Genomic DNA, 16459 nt, shown 5'->3' with positions numbered 1-16459 from the left:
ACGGGCGAGGAAGAGGGCGTCGAATTCGGCTGGCCGGAAGCGTATCAGCCGGCCAGGTTCTGTTCGGTCAGCCGTTGTTCGACCAGGCGGCGATAGCAGGACGGCGTCATGCCCTTGAGCTGCTGAAAGCGGCGATTGAAATTGGACAGGTTGTTGAAGCCCGACTCGAAGCAGACGTCGGTAACCGGCTTGTCCTGATCGAGCAACAGCTCGCAGGACTTGCTGATGCGCAGGCTGTTGACGAACTCGACATAGCAGCGGCCGGTGGCGCGCTTGAAGAAGCGCGAGAAGTAGGTGGGTTTCATCCCGAGATGGCTGGCGACTTCTTCCAGCGGCAGTTCACGCATGTAGTGCTCGAAGATGTAGTTGACCGCCATGTTGGTGCGGTCGGCATGGTGTTCGTCGCTCAGCTGTGCCGAGGTGGCGCCGGAGAGCAGCTGGTAGTCGTCGCACCGCGCCAGCAGCTCGAGCATGATCAGAAAGTAGCCGAGGCGGGTGGCGCCGCGGCTGTCGGCGATCCGCTGCATCAGCTCGCCGGCCTGGTCTATGGTGCTGGGGCAACGAAATTCGATGCCGTAATGCGAGCGTTCGAGCATCGGCGTGAAACTGCGCAGCTCGGAGAACACGCTGTGGCCGGCCTCCAGCATTTCGTCGGTGAAGTTGACCAGCATGTCGCGCTTGGCCACGACTTCGCCTTCCTCGACCTGGCTGATCCAGTTGTGCGGCAGATGCGGACCGGTGAGAAACAGGCTGTTCGGCCCGAAATTGCCCACGTAGTCGCCGACGAAAACCTTGCCCGAGCTGGCGACGATCAGATGCAGCTCGTACTCCTTGTGGTTGTGCCAGCGCACCAGAGGGCAGGGGAAACCGTGCTCGCGGTAGATCAGTGAGTTGCCATGGTGATCGTCCATGAGTTCGTAGGACGGGTCGGAGATCTTCAACGCTCTCATGCAGGGTCCGTTGTCGAGAAAGGCATCGAAGCGTTATAGCCGCTCTGGCGACGATGGCAAAATCGCTCAGGCAATTTCGTATCGGTAAGGCAGCTCCGGACCACGTCTGGAACAGGTGATGGCTGCCGCCTTGCTGGCGAATTCGAGCATGGCCTGCAGCTGTGCCGGCGACATCTGTGCGAGCCCCGCTGGGGAGTCCAGCCGTTGTTCGGTCAGGTAGGCCAGCAGGGCGGCCTGGAACGTGTCGCCAGCGCCTACGCTGTCGCACACCGTCGCTGGTTGCGCAGCGATAGCGAGCTGGCCGTGCTGCCGGCTGAACAGCTGAGCGCCATCGCCACCCCGGGTGATCACCACCAGCTCGGCGCGGTTGCCCAGCCAGCGTTCGGCAATGCCATGTGGTTCGACGCCCGGGTAAAGCAGGCGCAGATCCTCGTCACTGACCTTGATCAGATGGGCCTGCCCGGCGAAGGCCTCGACCCGCTCGCGCCAGCGGGCAAGATCAGGCTCGACGTTGAGCCGCACGTTCGGGTCGAGGGATATCAGGCGTTGTGCCTGTTCACGGCGCAGCAGTTCCAGCAGCGTCTCGGCGATGGGCGAGGCCACCAGCGAGTAGGAACCGAAGTGGATGCCGCGGACCCTGTCGGGCAGCGGCCGCAACTGTTCGGGCTGCAGCAGACGGTCGGCACAGCCGTCACCGCGAAAGCTGTAGACCGGCGCGCCATCGCTGCCCAGTGCAACCATCGCCAGCGTGGTCGGTGCATCGAAGATCACCAGCTGCCCGGTATCGACGCCTTCCTTCTGCAGCAGACCGAGCAGGCGCTGGCCAAAGTGATCGTTGGACAATCCGCCGAGCAGCGCCGCCTTGACACCCAATCGCGCCAGGCCGACCGCCACGTTATACGGCGAACCACCGGCCACCGCTTCCAGATTCAGGCGATTGCCGCTGGCGCCCGGGCCCGTGAACACATCGAAAAGCGCTTCACCACAGACGAGGTACATGGAGGATTCCTGCTGCTGGAAATCCGCCGAGCTTAAACGCGGCGCCGGCACCGAGACAGTACGCCGGTGGCCGGTCGCCGATACGATCTTGCACTGCTAGTACACCCAGACTTCTACCCGGCGGTTCTTCACTCGGCCGCTTCCCGCATCGTTGGAGGCAACCGGAAGTTCGGAGCCCATCCCATTGATTTCCTTGAGAAACACTCCTCGTTTGTTGAGTTCGCGGCGCACCGTCATGGCGCGCAGCTTGGACAGCAGTGCCGCGCGCGCCGGATCGCCCGTCGCATCGCCGAAGCCCACCAATGCCGCGCTGTCGGTGAGTTTGCCGTTATCGCGCAGGTATTCGACGACCCGCTCGAGGTCACGCTGGGCCTTGTTGTCCAGCTGGGCGCTGCCTTCCTCGAAGCGGAAGTTGACCGTCAGGCGCTGGGCTTCGCTCGCCAGCTGTTGATAGAAGGCGGGCATGTCGGCAAGGGCGGTTTGCCGAATCGCCTCGACATGCTGGGCGACGTAGCCGGATCGCTCGACGATGGTCTGGCCGGCCTTGCTATGGATGAACTCGATGTAGGCCTCGGTCCAGGGCGACTGTTTGCGCGGATGGGCATAGAGGAACAGCCGGCGCGACAACGGGTAGTCCTCGGTCGCGACCAGGGCGCGGGAGGGCAGCATCGGCTGCGAGTCGCCATCGGCGATGGCCAGTGCCTTGGCCTTGCCCAGCGAGGCCAGGCCGGTGAAGCCGATGGCACCTGCATCCAGGGTGACCGCGCGGGACAGCTCGTCGTTGGACTCATAGCGACGCGCGTCGCTCCAGAGCGACTTGCCCTGACGCGCCAATACCAGCTCGTTGAAGGTGTCGTAGGTACCGGAACGGTCATCGCGCGCGTGCAGCCGCACCGGCAGGTCCTGTCCGCCGAGCTCGCGCCAGTTGCGGATTTCGCCGGCGAACAGCCGGGCCAGTTGCGCGGTGGTCAATGAATCGACGGGGTTGCCCGGATGCACGACGATGGCCAGGCCATCGATGGCAATCACCTGTTCCGCCTTGGCGCTGCGCATGTCCCCCAGCTCGGCCAGCTCGGCGCGCTCGCTCGTTTTGATCGGCCTGGACGCTGCTGCGAGATCACCCTGACCATTCTTAAGCCCAGCGAAGCCGGTACCGGTGCCATGCGCGGCCACCGTGGCGATTACCGCTTTGCCCTGAGGCGTGCGAGCGCTGACCCGCTGCTCGTTCTCGACCTCGGTCGGCCGAATGCTGATGTCCTGAAAGCCCTCGGCTTCGAACAGCCCGGCGATGAGCATGGGGGCCAGCTTGGCGCCAACGGTGTTGGAGCCGTGGATGCTCAGTACCGCGGACCCGTCTGCCGGGATCGGCAGTGCGGCGAGGGCGCCGGTCGAGCTGCTGGCTGCCACCGCCAGCAGCAGAGGAGAGAAAAGCCGAATCCAGAACCGTCCAGCAGCGAAACATGGCGCCATCGTGCGACCTCCTTGTAGAAGGCCGCGAGATTAAGACGATCCGGTTACCGAAAGATGACAGACGGCGCGCCCGGCGTGGTATCGATGGCGTTCAACGCAGCTCGATCCAGACCGGACAGTGGTCGGACGGCTTCTCCATCGCGCGGATATCGTAGTCCACGCCGCAATCGGTCACCCGTTCATGTAGCGCATGGGTGGTGAGGATGTAGTCGATGCGCAGGCCGCGACGCGGCTCGTCCTCGAAGCCACGGCTGCGATAATCGAACCAGCTGAAGCGATCGACCACCTCCGGATTGAGGGTGCGGAAGCTGTCCTGCAGGCCCCAGCCTTTGATGCGCTCCAGCCACTCGCGCTCCTCCGGCAGGAAGCTGCACTTGCCGGTGCGCAGCCAGCGCTTGGCATTCACCTCGCCGATGCCGATGTCGCAATCCTGCGGCGAGATATTGAAGTCACCCATCAGCGCCAGCGATTCGTCCGGGCTGAAACGCTGTTCGAGCAGGGCCTGCAGATCGGCATAGAACTTGGTCTTGGCGGGAAACTTCACCGGATGGGCGCGGCTTTCGCCCTGGGGAAAGTAGCCGTTCATGACGGTGACCGGTTGACCATTTGCATCGGCGAAACGGCCCCAGATGAAACGCTTCTGCGACTCCTCGCCGTCGCTGGGAAAGCCCTTGTGAACTTCCAGCGGCGCCTGGCGCGAGAGCAGGGCGACCCCGTAGTGACCTTTCTGTCCGTGATAGTGGACGTGATAGCCGAGGGCCTCGATCTCCGCCTGCGGGAACTGCTCGTCGGCCACCTTGGTTTCCTGCAGGCCGATGACGTCCGGCTGATGCTTCTCGATGATCGCAGAAAGCTGGTGAGGTCTGGCTCGTAAGCCATTGATGTTAAACGAAACGATTTTCATGAGAGTTCCATGGAAGAGGACGCTGTCGGCGCCGCGTATCAACGGCGCGCACTGTAACTGATGGACTTGAAGGGCTGATTCTAGAGACACCACGTGACGGGTACAAAGGCACCGTCATGGCGATTGTCGCGCCGAGCACCGCTGGTCATCCGTCGACATGGCGGGCCGCGCGAAGCGCTGCTAAGTTGCAATCATCCATCATGAAAAGCCGAGAGTCGTCATGCCGATGTCCGCCGAGGTTCGCACGCTCGACAGTGGTTACGACCGCGAAACCCGTTCGCTGCTGTATCACGCTTACCGCCACGAACCGACCTTTGCCTACCTCTTCGAGGCCGACCGCCCGGGCTATCAGCAGCGGGTCCGCGCCACGGTGCGTGAACTGGTGAACCAGCATTTCCTGCAACAGCAACCGGCGCTGGGGCTGTTGCTGAACGACCGGCTGATCGCCGTTGCGCTGATCGCGCCGCCGCAGCGTCGGCTGGACATTACCGAGAGCTGGGCCTGGCGGGCACGGATGCTGCTGACTGCCGGTTTTCGCTGCACGCGGCGCTACCTGGATTACCACGCCGCGGTGCTCGCCTGCCTGCCCAGCGGTGCCGTGCACCTGCTGCCGTTGCTTGGCGTGCACCCGCAGTTCCAGGGCCAGCATTATGGCGAGCAGTTGCTGGAAGCGGTGCATGAGTGGTGTGCCGAGGACGAAACCTCCCAGGGCCTGGTCATCGACACCGGCAACCCGCGCTACCTGAACTTCTATCAACGGCAAGGCTACGAAGAAATCGGCCAGGTGGCAGTAGGGCCGGTCGTCGAACACGTCTTCTTCCATCCGGCGCCCCGGCGGATGGAAGCGGCACGCTAGGTGTGGGCGAATTTTATCCGGCCGGGTCAGTCTGATTGGACTGAAGTCTCGCGATGTCAGCCGATGCCCGTCCCCCCGCAAGATCGCCTTACATACCCTCTGGCCCGCGTGCTCGGGCATGCCAGACAGCCCGTGCTAGCATTGCGCGCCATGCGTAAAACGAACCGAGTCGGCCTGCTGGTAGCCGCAATCGCGATCCTGATGTTGAGCGGCGTTCAGGCCGGCGCGGCCGAGCTGGACGTACGGGTCGAGCCGGAAAACCGCGCGTTGCGGGAGAATATCGAAAACTACATCGGCGACCTGGGCGATCGGGATGCGCGCGAGCTGCTGCGCTACAGCCGGGTGGCGCAGCGTCAGGCTGAGAAAGCGCTGCAGGCGCTTGGCTATTACCGCAGCCGCATCCGCACCGATGTGCGCGAGGGCGAGGAACCGACCCTGGTGCTGCGAGTGCGGACCGGCGAACCGGTGCGCTTGCGCAACATCACCGTGCGCCTGGAAGGGCCAGCGGCCGAGTTTTCGGGCTTTCGCGTCGCCCAGCGCAGCCTGCGCCAGGGTGACGTACTCAATCATGGTCGCTACGAGGACGTGAAGCAGCAGTTCCTCAACCAGGCCTCGCGCTACGGCTATTTCGACGGACGCTTCACCCGCCAGCGCCTGGCGGTCGACCCCCGGGAGAACACCGCCGATGTCGAGCTGGTATTCGACAGCGGGCCGCGTTATCGCCTCGGCGACGTGCGCTTCGAGGGCGATGCGCCATTCGATGACGACCTGCTCTCGCGCATGGTGCCGTTCAAGGCCGATACGCCCTATGACTCCGAGCTGATCGCCGAACTCAGCCAAGCGCTGCAGTCCAGCGGCTACTTCGAGGGCGTGCGGGTCGATGCCAACCCCGCCAGCGCCAGTGAGCAGCGCATTCCCGTCGCCGTTGCCCTGACCACCCGCAAGCCGCGCACCTTTGGCCTCGGCCTTGGCTATTCCACCGACGTCGGGCCGCGCATCCGCCTGAACTGGACGCGCCACTGGGTCAACCCGCAAGGGCACAGCTATGGCGCGGAAACCGAGCTCTCCGCACCGCGGCAGAACGTCGGGCTCTGGTACGACATTCCGCTCGATCCGCCGCTGACCGACAAGCTGCGCTTCGTCGGTGGTTACCAGTACGAGGAGATTGCCGGCACCGACACGCTGAGCCGTCTGCTCAAGGTCGGCCCGGAATGGCACAGCCGCCTGCCCAGTGGCTGGCTACGGGTGCTCTCGCTGAAATGGCAGCATGAGGAATACCGCCTCGGCGACGATTCAGGGCTGAGCACGCTGCTGATGCCCGGCGTCGCCTACAGCTACCTGCGCAGCGACAACCGCATCGATCCCAGCCAGGGCTACCGCCTGCAGTTCGAAGTGGCGGCGGCCAAGGACGGCGTGTTTTCCGATGCCGACCTGATCCACGCCAACGTGCTGCTGCGCGGGCTGACCACCCTGGGGCAGCGCCATCGTTTCCTCGGTCGGGTGCAACTGGGCGGCAACTGGACGGATGAATACGTCAACGTGCCGCCATCGCTGCGCTATTTCGCCGGTGGCGATCAGAGCGTGCGTGGCTACGACTATCAGAGCCTGTCGCCGACCAACTCCGACGGCGACAAGATCGGCGGTCGCTATCAGTTCGCTGTCAGCGCCGAGTATCAGTATTCCATCGCCGAGAAATGGCGGATCGCGACCTTCGTCGATCAGGGCAACGCATTCAATTCGCTGGAGATCCCGACGCTGAAGAGCGCAGTCGGTGTCGGCGTGCGCTGGGTCTCGCCGGTCGGGCCGATTCGCGTCGACCTGGCCCACCCGCTGGATAGCGAGGGTGGCGTGCGGCTGCACTTCTCCATGGGGCCGGAACTGTGAGGCGGCTGTTGTGGGGTATTGGCTTGACGCTGCTGGCCTTGCTGCTGCTGGTTATGATCGGCCTCGGCACGCTGCTGGGCACCACGAGCGGTAGTCGTTGGCTGTTGGCGCAAGTGCCTGGGCTCAACGTGGAAGCGTTCGAAGGCCGGCTCGGCCAGCGCTGGCAGGCCGAGCGCCTGGTCTGGACGCAGGGCGAGGATCGCGTCGAGGTGCAACAACCGCGTCTGGCCTGGTCACCGGCGTGCCTGCTCAAACGCACTCTGTGCATCGAGGAGCTGGTGACCGGGGATATCGAACTCAGTTTCGCCCCATCCGAGCCTGACCCGAACGCCGAGCCGTTCAGCCTGCCGGAGCTGAAGCTGCCGTTGGCGCTGCAGGTCGAGCGTATCGAGATCGGTCGGCTGACGCTCAACGAAAGCGAACAGCTGCGTCGCCTGCACGTGCAGGCCGACTGGCGCGCGGACGGGTTGGACATCCACCGTCTGGAGCTGCGCCGGGACGACCTCGACCTGGTGCTCGACGGCCGTCTGCAGCCCAGTGGTGCATGGCCGCTGCAGCTGCAAGGGCAGGCCGCACTGCGCTCGCCGGACGAGCAGCCGTGGGCCCTGCAGATTGCCGTCGAGGGTGATCTGCGCGAGCAGGTGCGGCTCGAGGTCGAAAGTCAGGGTTACCTCGACGGCATGCTAAGCGGCCATGTCCGTGCGCTGGACGAGCAGCTGCCGGCGACCATCAGGCTCACCGCCGACGGCTTCAAGGCCGTGCCCGATCTGCCCGAAACCCTGCGCGTGCGTGAGCTGGAGCTCACTGCCAGCGGCAACATGGGAGACGGCTACCGCCTGCTCGGTACTGGTCGCCTGCCGGGCGAGGGTGGCGCCGTGCGCCTGGCGCTCGAAGGCGTGGTCAATCCGAGCGGCGCGCAGATCTCCGTGCTCGAACTGGATGCCGGCCAACAGCGCCGGGTGCGCCTGAGCGGCGACGTCGCCTGGCAGGACGGCCTGGCCGCCAACGCCGAGCTGGCGTGGCGCGACTTTCCCTGGCGCCGGCTCTACCCCGAGCTCGAGGAGCCGCCTGTGACGCTGCGCGAACTCAACGTGCAGGTCCAGTACGACAACGGTAACTACCTCGGCAACTTCGACTCGTCCATGACCGGACCGGCCGGCGATTTCACGCTGGCGAGTCCGGTCAGCGGCAATCTCGAAGCCGTGCATCTACCGCAACTGGCGCTGCGGGCCGGGCAGGGCAGCGCCAGCGGTTCGCTGAGCGTCGGTTTCGCGGACGGCATCGACTGGAGGGCCGACCTGGCGCTGAGCGATCTCGATCCCGCCTACTGGCTGGCGGAGCTGCCAGGCAGGCTCGGTGGCACGTTGCGCTCCAGCGGCGCGCTGCGCGACGAACTTCTGCAGGCCGAGGCCCAGCTGGACATCGCTGGCCGGCTGCGTGGGCAGGCCACCAGCCTGCAGTTACAGGCCGACGGACAGGGCGAAAGCTGGAACCTGCCCAGCATCGATCTGCGCATGGGAGACAACCGTGTGCATGGCAGCGGCCGCTGGGCGCAGACGCTGGACGGGCAACTGCAGCTGGAACTGAGCCGGTTGGCGCAGCTCTGGCCTGATCTGCACGGCCAGCTCGCCGGCGAGGTCAGGCTCGGCGGAACCGCTGATGCACCGAGTGGCACCGTCGCACTCGACGGTCGCAACCTTGGCTATCAGGACAACCGGGCGCGGCGGCTGAGCGTCCAGGGCGAGTTGTCCGAAGGCGAGCGTGGCCGCCTGACCTTGAGGGCGGAGCGCATCCGCGCCGGCGAAACCGACCTGGGAACGCTGCAGTTGAACGGCCAGGGCACCGCCGCGCAGCACCAGGCCGAGCTGGAACTGCAGGGGCCACTGCTCGACCTGGTGCTAGCCTTCGACGGTGGTCTGCGCGGCGATGACTGGATCGGCCGGCTCACCCGCGGTGAGCTCAGCGCGCAGCAACAGAACTGGGCGCTACAACGCCCGGCGTCGTTGCAGCGCCTGGCCGATGGCCGCCTCGATCTCGGCGCGCACTGCTGGCTTTCCGGTCCCGCCAGCCTTTGCGCCGAAGATCAGCGGCTGATGCCTGATCCGCGGATCCGCTATCGGCTGCGCGACTTCGCCCTGCAATCCCTGGCCGACTACCTGCCCGAGGATTTCGCCTGGCAGGGTGAGCTGAACGCGGACATCGAACTGGATCTGCCTGCGGCAGGGCCCAACGGGCAGGTGCAAGTCGACGCCGGCCCCGGCGTGTTGCGCATCCGCGATGCGGATCAGTGGCACGACTTTCCCTACCAGACCCTGGCGCTCAATAGCCGCCTGCGGCCTGAACGGGTCGACAGCGAGCTGCGCTTTGCCGGTGGCGAACTGGGCGACCTGGACGTGCAGCTGCGTATCGACCCGCGTCCCGAAGCCAAGCCGATCGACGGCGAGTTCCGCCTCAGCGGTCTCGATCTCGCAGTGGCACGACCCTTCGTGCCGATGGTGGAGCGCCTGCGTGGCGAGTTGAATGGCAGTGGCCAGCTCGCCGGCAGCCTGCAGCAACCCACCCTGAACGGCCAATTGCTGCTGACCGGCGGCGAAATCGCCGGCAGCGAACTGCCTACCACCTTCGAGGACCTGCGGGTACGCCTGCTGATCGAGGGCGAGCGCCTGAACATCGATGGCGGCTGGCGTGCCGGCGAGCAGGGGCGCGGCAGCCTCAGCGGTACGCTGGATTGGCAGGACGAGCTGGACCTGGATCTGGCCATCAAGGGCGACCGCCTGCCGGTGGTGGTCGAGCCCTACGCGGATCTCGAGGTCGAGCCGGATCTGCGCATCGTGCTGAGTGGCCAGCAGCTCGCGGTCAGCGGTCGGGTCGAGGTGCCACGGGGCGCGATCACCGTGCGTGAACTGCCTCCGGCGACGGTGAAGGTCTCAGAGGACACCGTGATCGTCGGCCGGAAAGCCGAGGAGGAGGCCACGCCACTGGCGGTGAAGATGGATATCGATGTGGAGGTCGGCCAGGACCGCCTGCGCTTCTCCGGCTTCGGCCTGACCGCCGACCTTGCCGGTTACCTGCATATCGGCGACAACCTGGATGCCCGTGGCGAGCTGCAGTTGAAGAACGGCCGCTATCGCGCCTATGGCCAGCGGCTGACCATCCGCCGGGCCGAGCTGCTGTTCACCGGCCTGATCAGCCAGCCGTTCCTCAATATCGAGGCGATCCGCCGGATCGAGGCGGAGAACGTCGTTGCCGGCCTGCGCATCACCGGCAGCGCCGAGCAACCGCGTATCGATGTGTTCTCTGAACCGGCCATGAGTCAGGAACAGGCGTTGGCCTATCTTGTCCTGGGTCGGCCATTGGGCGCCGATTCCGGCGATAACAATCTGCTGGCCCAGGCCGCGCTGGGGCTCGGCCTGGCTGGCAGTTCATCGATCACCGGCGGACTCGCGCAGCGGCTCGGCATCCAGGACTTCCAGCTCGACACAGAGGGAACGGGCGCCGGCACCAGTGTGATCGCCACTGGACGGCTTACCGAACGTCTGGCGTTGCGCTACGGCGTGGGCGTGTTCGAACCGACCAACACCATTGCCCTGCGTTATCAGCTGACCCGACGTATCTTTCTCGAAGCGGCCAGCGGCCTGGCCAGTTCGCTCGACGTCTTCTATCGCCGCGATTTCTGACCGCGGCACGGCGCTGGTGCGTGGCGTCCGACGCCGTGCGCCCGTCAGGCCGCTCCCTTGCCGCGACCGCCGCACCAGTGCGAGTCAGCGACCACTGGCGCGTGCACCAGACTGGGCTACGCTGAGTTCGCTTTCCGTGCCATTTGCTATCCGGCGGGCGCGGGCCTGCAGGGTTTGACCGTTCGGTCTGATTCCGGCGTCGATTCGATCATCGAATCTGGCGCGATTGCCCCGCGCCCAACGAGCGAATGCAGTGGTAGCATCCAGGCTTCCGGCCGTCGCGGTCACCGCCGCGCAACGCTCTAGCACGAGTCTTGCAAAGCGCTGTCGACCTCAGCGCTTACAAGCTCCAGAGGCGGATCGGAATCGTCGTTACCTGGTCGCTGAAAAACCACCGCCACAAGCGTCATGTTTTTCAACGGCTCCACGGTAGCGCGACCCCAACGCGAGGGAACTCGCCTATAAGAAATAAGGTGCTCGAATGGAATTTCTGAACAACCTCGTCAACACCATTAACGGCCTCGTCTGGGGCCCGCCCATGTTGGTCCTGATCCTTGGCACCGGCCTGGTGCTGATGATCATGCTCAAGTTCATGCCGCTGACCCGCATTGGTACCGGCTTTGCCCTGATGTGGCGCGGTCGTGCCAAGGGCGACGAATCCACCGGTGAGATCAGCCCGTTCCAGGCGTTGATGACGTCGCTGGCCGCAACGGTAGGTACCGGCAACATCGCCGGCGTCGCCACGGCGATCTTCCTCGGCGGCCCGGGCGCGCTGTTCTGGATGTGGTGCACCGCGCTGGTCGGTATGGCCACCAAGTACTGCGAGGTCGTGCTGGCGGTTCACTACCGCGAGAAGGACGACCGTGGCGAGCACGTCGGCGGCCCGATGTATGCCATCAAGAATGGGCTGGGCAAGAAGTGGGTCTGGCTTGGCACTGCGTTCGCCATCTTCGGCGGGCTGGCCGGCTTCGGCATTGGCAACATGGTGCAGGTCAACAGCATGGCCCACGCGCTGGAAACCACCTTCTCGGTGCCGCTGTGGGCGACCGGCCTGATCACCATGGTCGTGGTCGGCCTGGTGATTCTCGGCGGTATCCGCCGCATCGGCGTTGTGGCCGCGTCGCTGGTTCCCTTCATGTGCCTGGCCTACCTGATCGCTGGTGCGGTGGTGCTGGTGGTGAATGCCTCCGCGATCCCGGCCGCGTTCGACCTGATCTTCACCCATGCCTTCACGCCGATCGCCGCCACTGGCGGTTTCGCCGGTGCCGCGGTGATTGCCGCAATTCGCTTCGGTGTCGCGCGCGGGATCTTCTCCAACGAGGCCGGTCTCGGTACCGCCGGTATCGCCCAGGCCGCCGGTACAACCACCAGCTCGGTGCGCTCGGGCATGATCGGTATGCTGGGCACGTTCATCGACACCATCATTGTCTGCTCGATGACCGGCCTGGCGATCATTTGTACCGGCGTCTGGACCAGCGGCGCCAGCGGCGCGGCATTGTCCGCGGCGGCCTTCGAGTCGGCGATGCCGGGCATCGGTGGGGTGATCCTGACCATCGCGCTGGTGGTCTTCGCCTTCACCACCATCCTTGGCTGGAGCTACTTCGGCGAGAAGTGCTGGGAATTCCTGGTGGGTACCAAGGCCATCTGGCCGTTCCGGGTGATCTGGGTGCTGGCGGTGCCCTTCGGTGCGATCGCTCAGCTGGACTTCGCCTGGCTGCTGGCCGATACGCTCAACGGCCTGATGGCGATCCCCAACCTGGTCTCGTTGCTGCTGCTGAGCCCGGTCGTGGTGAAGCTGACCAAGGAGTATTTCGCGCGCAGCTGATGTCCGATAACGGTCGGTAATCGCCCTAGCTGGCGGTTCACCGATCGGCGGTCCGAGGCTACACTCGGGCCCTCTTTCAGGCCGTGGGGCTGATGGCCCCGCGGCCTTTTCGTGTCACCCATCGAGGAGCGAAGCAATGACAGAAGTCACCCTGAAAGGCACCCCCGTCCAGGTAGCCGGCGAGTTTCCGCAGGCCGGCCAGCAGGCCAAGCCGTTTCGCCTGGTAGGCGCCGACCTCGCCGACGTCGAGCTGGCAGCCTTTGCCGGCAAGCGCAAGATCCTCAACATCTTCCCAAGCGTCGATACGCCGACCTGCGCCACCTCGGTACGCAAGTTCAACGCCCAGGCCAGCGCCCTGGCAAACACCGTGGTGCTTTGCATTTCCGCCGACCTGCCGTTCGCGCAGAAGCGTTTCTGTGGTGCCGAAGGGCTGGAGAACGTGGTCAACCTGTCGACCATGCGCGGTGCCGAATTCCTTCGCGACTACGGCGTGGCCCTGGCCAGCGGCCCTCTGGCAGGCGTCGCCGCACGCGCGGTGATCGTGCTGGATGAGCAGGACCGCGTACTGCACAGCGAACTGGTCAGCGAGATCGGCAGCGAGCCGAACTACGAGGCGGCCATCGCCTCGCTTGGCTGAAGTGCACCGCTAGCAGCTCGGCGGCGAGCCCTGATGGGGCTCGCCGTTTTTTTTTGGCGACGGAAAGCCAGCAGTTCAAGCGAAACCGTCTGTCGTCGTCAATTAGCGCAAACCGAGGTGGCCAACTACTTTCCGTCATGCCCGTGCCCAGGATTTCAAGGGTGAGCGCAGCGCCACAAACATGGCAATTAGGCAGCTTTTTTAAAAAATCTTTTCGCACGGCTGCTGTCATAGAGCTGATGCCCATTGAATGGATTCAGTTATGCCTACCTCAGAAATCAAAAGAATCGGTGTATCCGGAACCGGAATGATCGCCCACGGCTTCGTCCGGTTGATCAAACAGCACTATCAGGACATGCAGATTTCCCGTGTCCTCACGCGCCGACCACTTTCGACGATGACCGACTTCCCGCTGGCGGACGTCCTTACCAATTCGCTGGACGAGCTGATCGACAATTCCGATCTGATCGTCGAGTGCAGTGGTGATGTGTTCCACGGAACGGTCGTCATCGAGCGCGCCTTCGAAGCCGGCTTGAAGGTCGTGACCGTCAACGCCGAATTGCAGGTCACCACGGGTTCGTACCTGGCGGGCAAGGGCTTTCTCACGGAAGCCGAGGGCGATCAGCCCGGTTCGCTGGCGGCCTTGCGTGAGGATGCGCTGCAGATGGGCTTCCAGCCGCTGGTCTACGGCAACATGAAGGGCTATCTGAACCATGACCCTTCCCCCGAGGACATGGCCTACTGGGCCAACCGGCAAGGCATCAGCGTCGATCAGACGACCTCCTTCACCGACGGCACCAAGGTGCAGATCGAGCAGGTGATCATCGGCAACGGGCTGGGTGCGACCATCACCCGTCAGGGCATGGAAGGTCTCGCCTCGACCAATTTGGACGACAGCGCCAGCCTGCTCGGCATGATGGCCGAACGGGTGGGGCAGCCCATCGTCGATTACGTGATCCCCTCCGGCTACCCGGCTGGCGGCGTGTTCCTGGTAGGCAGGCACGACGAGGATCAGGCCCGGGCCATCGAATATTTCAAGCTCGGACGCGGCCCGTTCTACACGCTGGTGCGGCCGTTCCATCTGTGCTCGCTGGAAGTGGGCAAGACCGTACGCCGCGTGCTCAGCGGCGGCGGCGTGCTGCTCAACAACTCGACCGAGCCGACCCTCGGGGTTGCCGCCATCGCCAAGCGCGCCATGAAGCCGGGCGAGCTGATCGAGCGTGGCATCGGCGGCTTCCAGTTCCGCGGTGAGGCGATCAAGCTGGCCCAGCATCCGGATCACGTGCCGATCGGCCTGCTGCGCAAGACGGCGCTCAAGCGTGCCGTCGAGCCTGGCCAGATCATTACCTTCGACGATATCGACATCCTGCCGAGCCGCGCCTTGGATATCGTCATGGAGCAGCGCAAACCGCGGCTGGTGGAAGTCGAGTCGAAGTCGGAAGGCAGGACGGCCCCCTGCATCAACACGATGGGGATGCTTGCCCTGGGTGGTTGAGCGCGACGCGCACAGCAAAAGGCCGCTGCATCTGCAGCGGCCTTTTCGTTTGTGCGATTGATTGCGGGAAGATGCGGCAGTCGCTTACCGCCGTTACGCCCCTCAGGCCTTGCGCATGGACCAGTAGCCAGGTTTGAACAGATCCCGCTCACCCAGCAGCATCACGCCAGCGGCGAAGCCTATCAGCACCAGGCCGATATACAGGCACAGCTGGATGAACCCCTCTGGCTGCGGTACGAAATGCAGCGCCACCGCCAGCACGGTTGCCGTCGCCAGCCAGCGAACCAGCACCGGTACGCCGGCACCGCGCGGCGAGGCGCGATAGACAAACAGGCCCATGAACAGTGCCTGCAGCGCGGCGCCGCTGGAGAACGCCAGCGCCAGGCCTGCGGCGCCGTAATGCCGATAGAGCAGTGCATCGAGCGCGATGGTCATGGTCGAGCTGATCAATGTGATGACCAGGAACAGGCGAGCCTGATGCTGCGCGAGCAGCGCGCGCCCCCAGAGCAGCGCGAGACCCATCGCCGGCAGGCCGAGCGCGTAGATGACCATCAGCGAGGCGGTGGCCTGGGTCTGCGCAGCGCCGAATTCGCCGCGTTCTAGTAGGACCGCCACCACGGCCTCCGGGAAGGAGCAGAGCACCACGGTCGCCGGCACCAGGAACAGCAAAGTCGCCAGCAGCCCCTTGCGGATCACCGCGGCGTGGGCGTTGTGGTCCTCGTCGTTCCAGCTGGAGGAGAACTGCGGGAACAGCACCGACAGCACCGACATGGCATACAGGGTCAGCGGGATCGTGACGATACGGAACGCGAACGACAGCATGGTGATGCTGCCTTCCTCGAGGAACGAGGCGAACATCCGCTCGGCCAGTATGCAGGCCTGCTGCGCACCGGCTGCCAGCAGAATGGGCGCGAAAGCCAGGCCGAACTGGCTGCCATGGCCTTTCTCGAGCGGCATCGCCTCACCGCGCAGGTAATGGATGCGTCGATGCTGCAGGACGATCAGCACCACCTGGGGCAGCAGCATGCCGAGAAAGATGACCATGCCGCTGGGCTCGAACAGCAGAATGCCGATGATCGCGCCGGCATTGAGCAGGAGGGTGCGAGTCATCGGCATGATGAACACGTTGTCCATGTTCAGTAGCGCGCCCTGGCAGTACAGCGCGGCCTGGACGCCGATCAGCAGCGCGCCGACGCAGAAAACCAGCTGGCCGTTGGCGACCTGCTCGGGCGTCCAGCCCGGCGCCAGGGCGTTGAGCACCCAGTAGCTGGTCAGCAGGATCAGCGCGCAGGCTGCGCCACCGAGCAGCATGATGCGCCAGTAGAGCCAGCGCGCGACGGATTCGAACAGAGACTGCGACTGGCTGCGTAGCTTCTGGAGGTAGGGAATCATGGTGTCGCGCAATGCCAGGCCCAGGAAGTTCTCGAAGAACAGCGGCAGGATGAGCGCAACGAAGATGAGATCCGCTTCCCAGCTGAGGCCGAAAGAGCGGGCAATGAACAGGTCGCGAAGAAAACCCAGAAGAAAACTGGCGACAGTCAACGCCAGAATGACCAGCGATACATTCATTCCTTGATCCTATGCGGTCATCGATGCAATGACCGGTTAACGACACGACAATGTCCGATTTCGACGTGCTGCGCGGCGCGAGGCCCGCTTACAGCGTTTTTCTCGCCGCGGAGCCGCGAGAAGAACGTTAAATAGACTTAAGACCTGCCGCATGGTTCCGGTCTGCCGCGCCGACCCGTTCGCATACATGTCG

The 16459-nt window shown here is 64.7% G+C and carries 11 protein-coding genes; 6 read left to right on the top strand and 5 right to left on the bottom strand.

Features of this window, described 5'->3' with window-relative positions; translation table 11 throughout:
* Positions 1-44: 44 nt before the first annotated feature.
* The 4 genes from PSTAB_RS10345 to xthA form a co-directional block, all read right to left on the bottom strand.
* Complete coding sequence (locus tag PSTAB_RS10345; protein ID WP_013982855.1) at positions 45-950, bottom strand: AraC family transcriptional regulator; 906 nt, start codon at positions 948-950, stop codon at positions 45-47.
* Between the two features lie 66 nt (positions 951-1016).
* Positions 1017-1949 carry a carbohydrate kinase family protein gene (locus PSTAB_RS10340; RefSeq protein ID WP_013982854.1) on the bottom strand — a complete coding sequence of 311 codons (933 nt, stop codon included), beginning with the start codon at positions 1947-1949 and terminating at the stop codon, positions 1017-1019.
* A 96-nt stretch (positions 1950-2045) separates the two neighbouring features.
* Entirely contained in the window at positions 2046-3419 is a 1374-nt protein-coding gene (locus PSTAB_RS10335; RefSeq protein ID WP_013982853.1) for a phosphate ABC transporter substrate-binding/OmpA family protein, read from the bottom strand.
* A 91-nt stretch (positions 3420-3510) separates the two neighbouring features.
* Entirely contained in the window at positions 3511-4323 is an 813-nt protein-coding gene (gene xthA, locus PSTAB_RS10330; protein ID WP_013982852.1) for an exodeoxyribonuclease III, read from the bottom strand.
* Positions 4324-4543: 220 nt separating this feature from the next.
* On the opposite strand from xthA, the gene PSTAB_RS10325 reads away from it, so the two are divergent.
* The 6 genes from PSTAB_RS10325 to PSTAB_RS10300 all read left to right on the top strand — a co-directional run bounded on the left by PSTAB_RS10325 (position 4544) and on the right by PSTAB_RS10300 (position 14697).
* Complete coding sequence (locus PSTAB_RS10325; protein WP_011913315.1) at positions 4544-5179, top strand: GNAT family N-acetyltransferase; 636 nt, start codon at positions 4544-4546, stop codon at positions 5177-5179.
* Between the two features lie 201 nt (positions 5180-5380).
* Positions 5381-7063 carry an autotransporter assembly complex protein TamA gene (locus tag PSTAB_RS10320; RefSeq protein WP_230624853.1) on the top strand — a complete coding sequence of 561 codons (1683 nt, stop codon included), beginning with the start codon at positions 5381-5383 and terminating at the stop codon, positions 7061-7063.
* Complete coding sequence (locus PSTAB_RS10315; protein WP_049790817.1) at positions 7060-10740, top strand: translocation/assembly module TamB domain-containing protein; 3681 nt, start codon at positions 7060-7062, stop codon at positions 10738-10740. Before PSTAB_RS10320 ends, PSTAB_RS10315 begins: the two co-directional genes overlap by 4 nt.
* A 481-nt stretch (positions 10741-11221) precedes the next feature.
* The gene (locus tag PSTAB_RS10310) at positions 11222-12565 is read left to right on the top strand and encodes an alanine/glycine:cation symporter family protein (RefSeq protein WP_013982849.1); all 1344 of its coding nucleotides are present in this window, start codon (positions 11222-11224) and stop codon (positions 12563-12565) included.
* 136 nt (positions 12566-12701) lie between these two features.
* Positions 12702-13202 carry a thiol peroxidase gene (gene tpx / locus PSTAB_RS10305; protein ID WP_011913311.1) on the top strand — a complete coding sequence of 167 codons (501 nt, stop codon included), beginning with the start codon at positions 12702-12704 and terminating at the stop codon, positions 13200-13202.
* Between the two features lie 307 nt (positions 13203-13509).
* A complete protein-coding gene (locus tag PSTAB_RS10300) occupies positions 13510-14697 on the top strand; it encodes an NAD(P)-dependent oxidoreductase (protein ID WP_013982848.1) in 1188 nt (395 codons plus the stop codon).
* Between the two features lie 102 nt (positions 14698-14799).
* Here PSTAB_RS10300 and murJ read toward each other — a convergent pair whose 3' ends face one another.
* On the bottom strand, positions 14800-16266 hold the full coding sequence (gene murJ / locus PSTAB_RS10295) for a murein biosynthesis integral membrane protein MurJ (RefSeq protein ID WP_013982847.1): 1467 nt from the start codon (positions 16264-16266) through the stop codon (positions 14800-14802).
* Between the last annotated feature and the right edge of the window lie 193 nt (positions 16267-16459).

Source organism: Stutzerimonas stutzeri (genome assembly GCF_000219605.1).
Classification (GTDB): domain Bacteria; phylum Pseudomonadota; class Gammaproteobacteria; order Pseudomonadales; family Pseudomonadaceae; genus Stutzerimonas; species Stutzerimonas stutzeri.
Note: the sequence above shows the minus strand (reverse complement) of the source record. Positions and strands in the feature narration are given on the sequence as shown.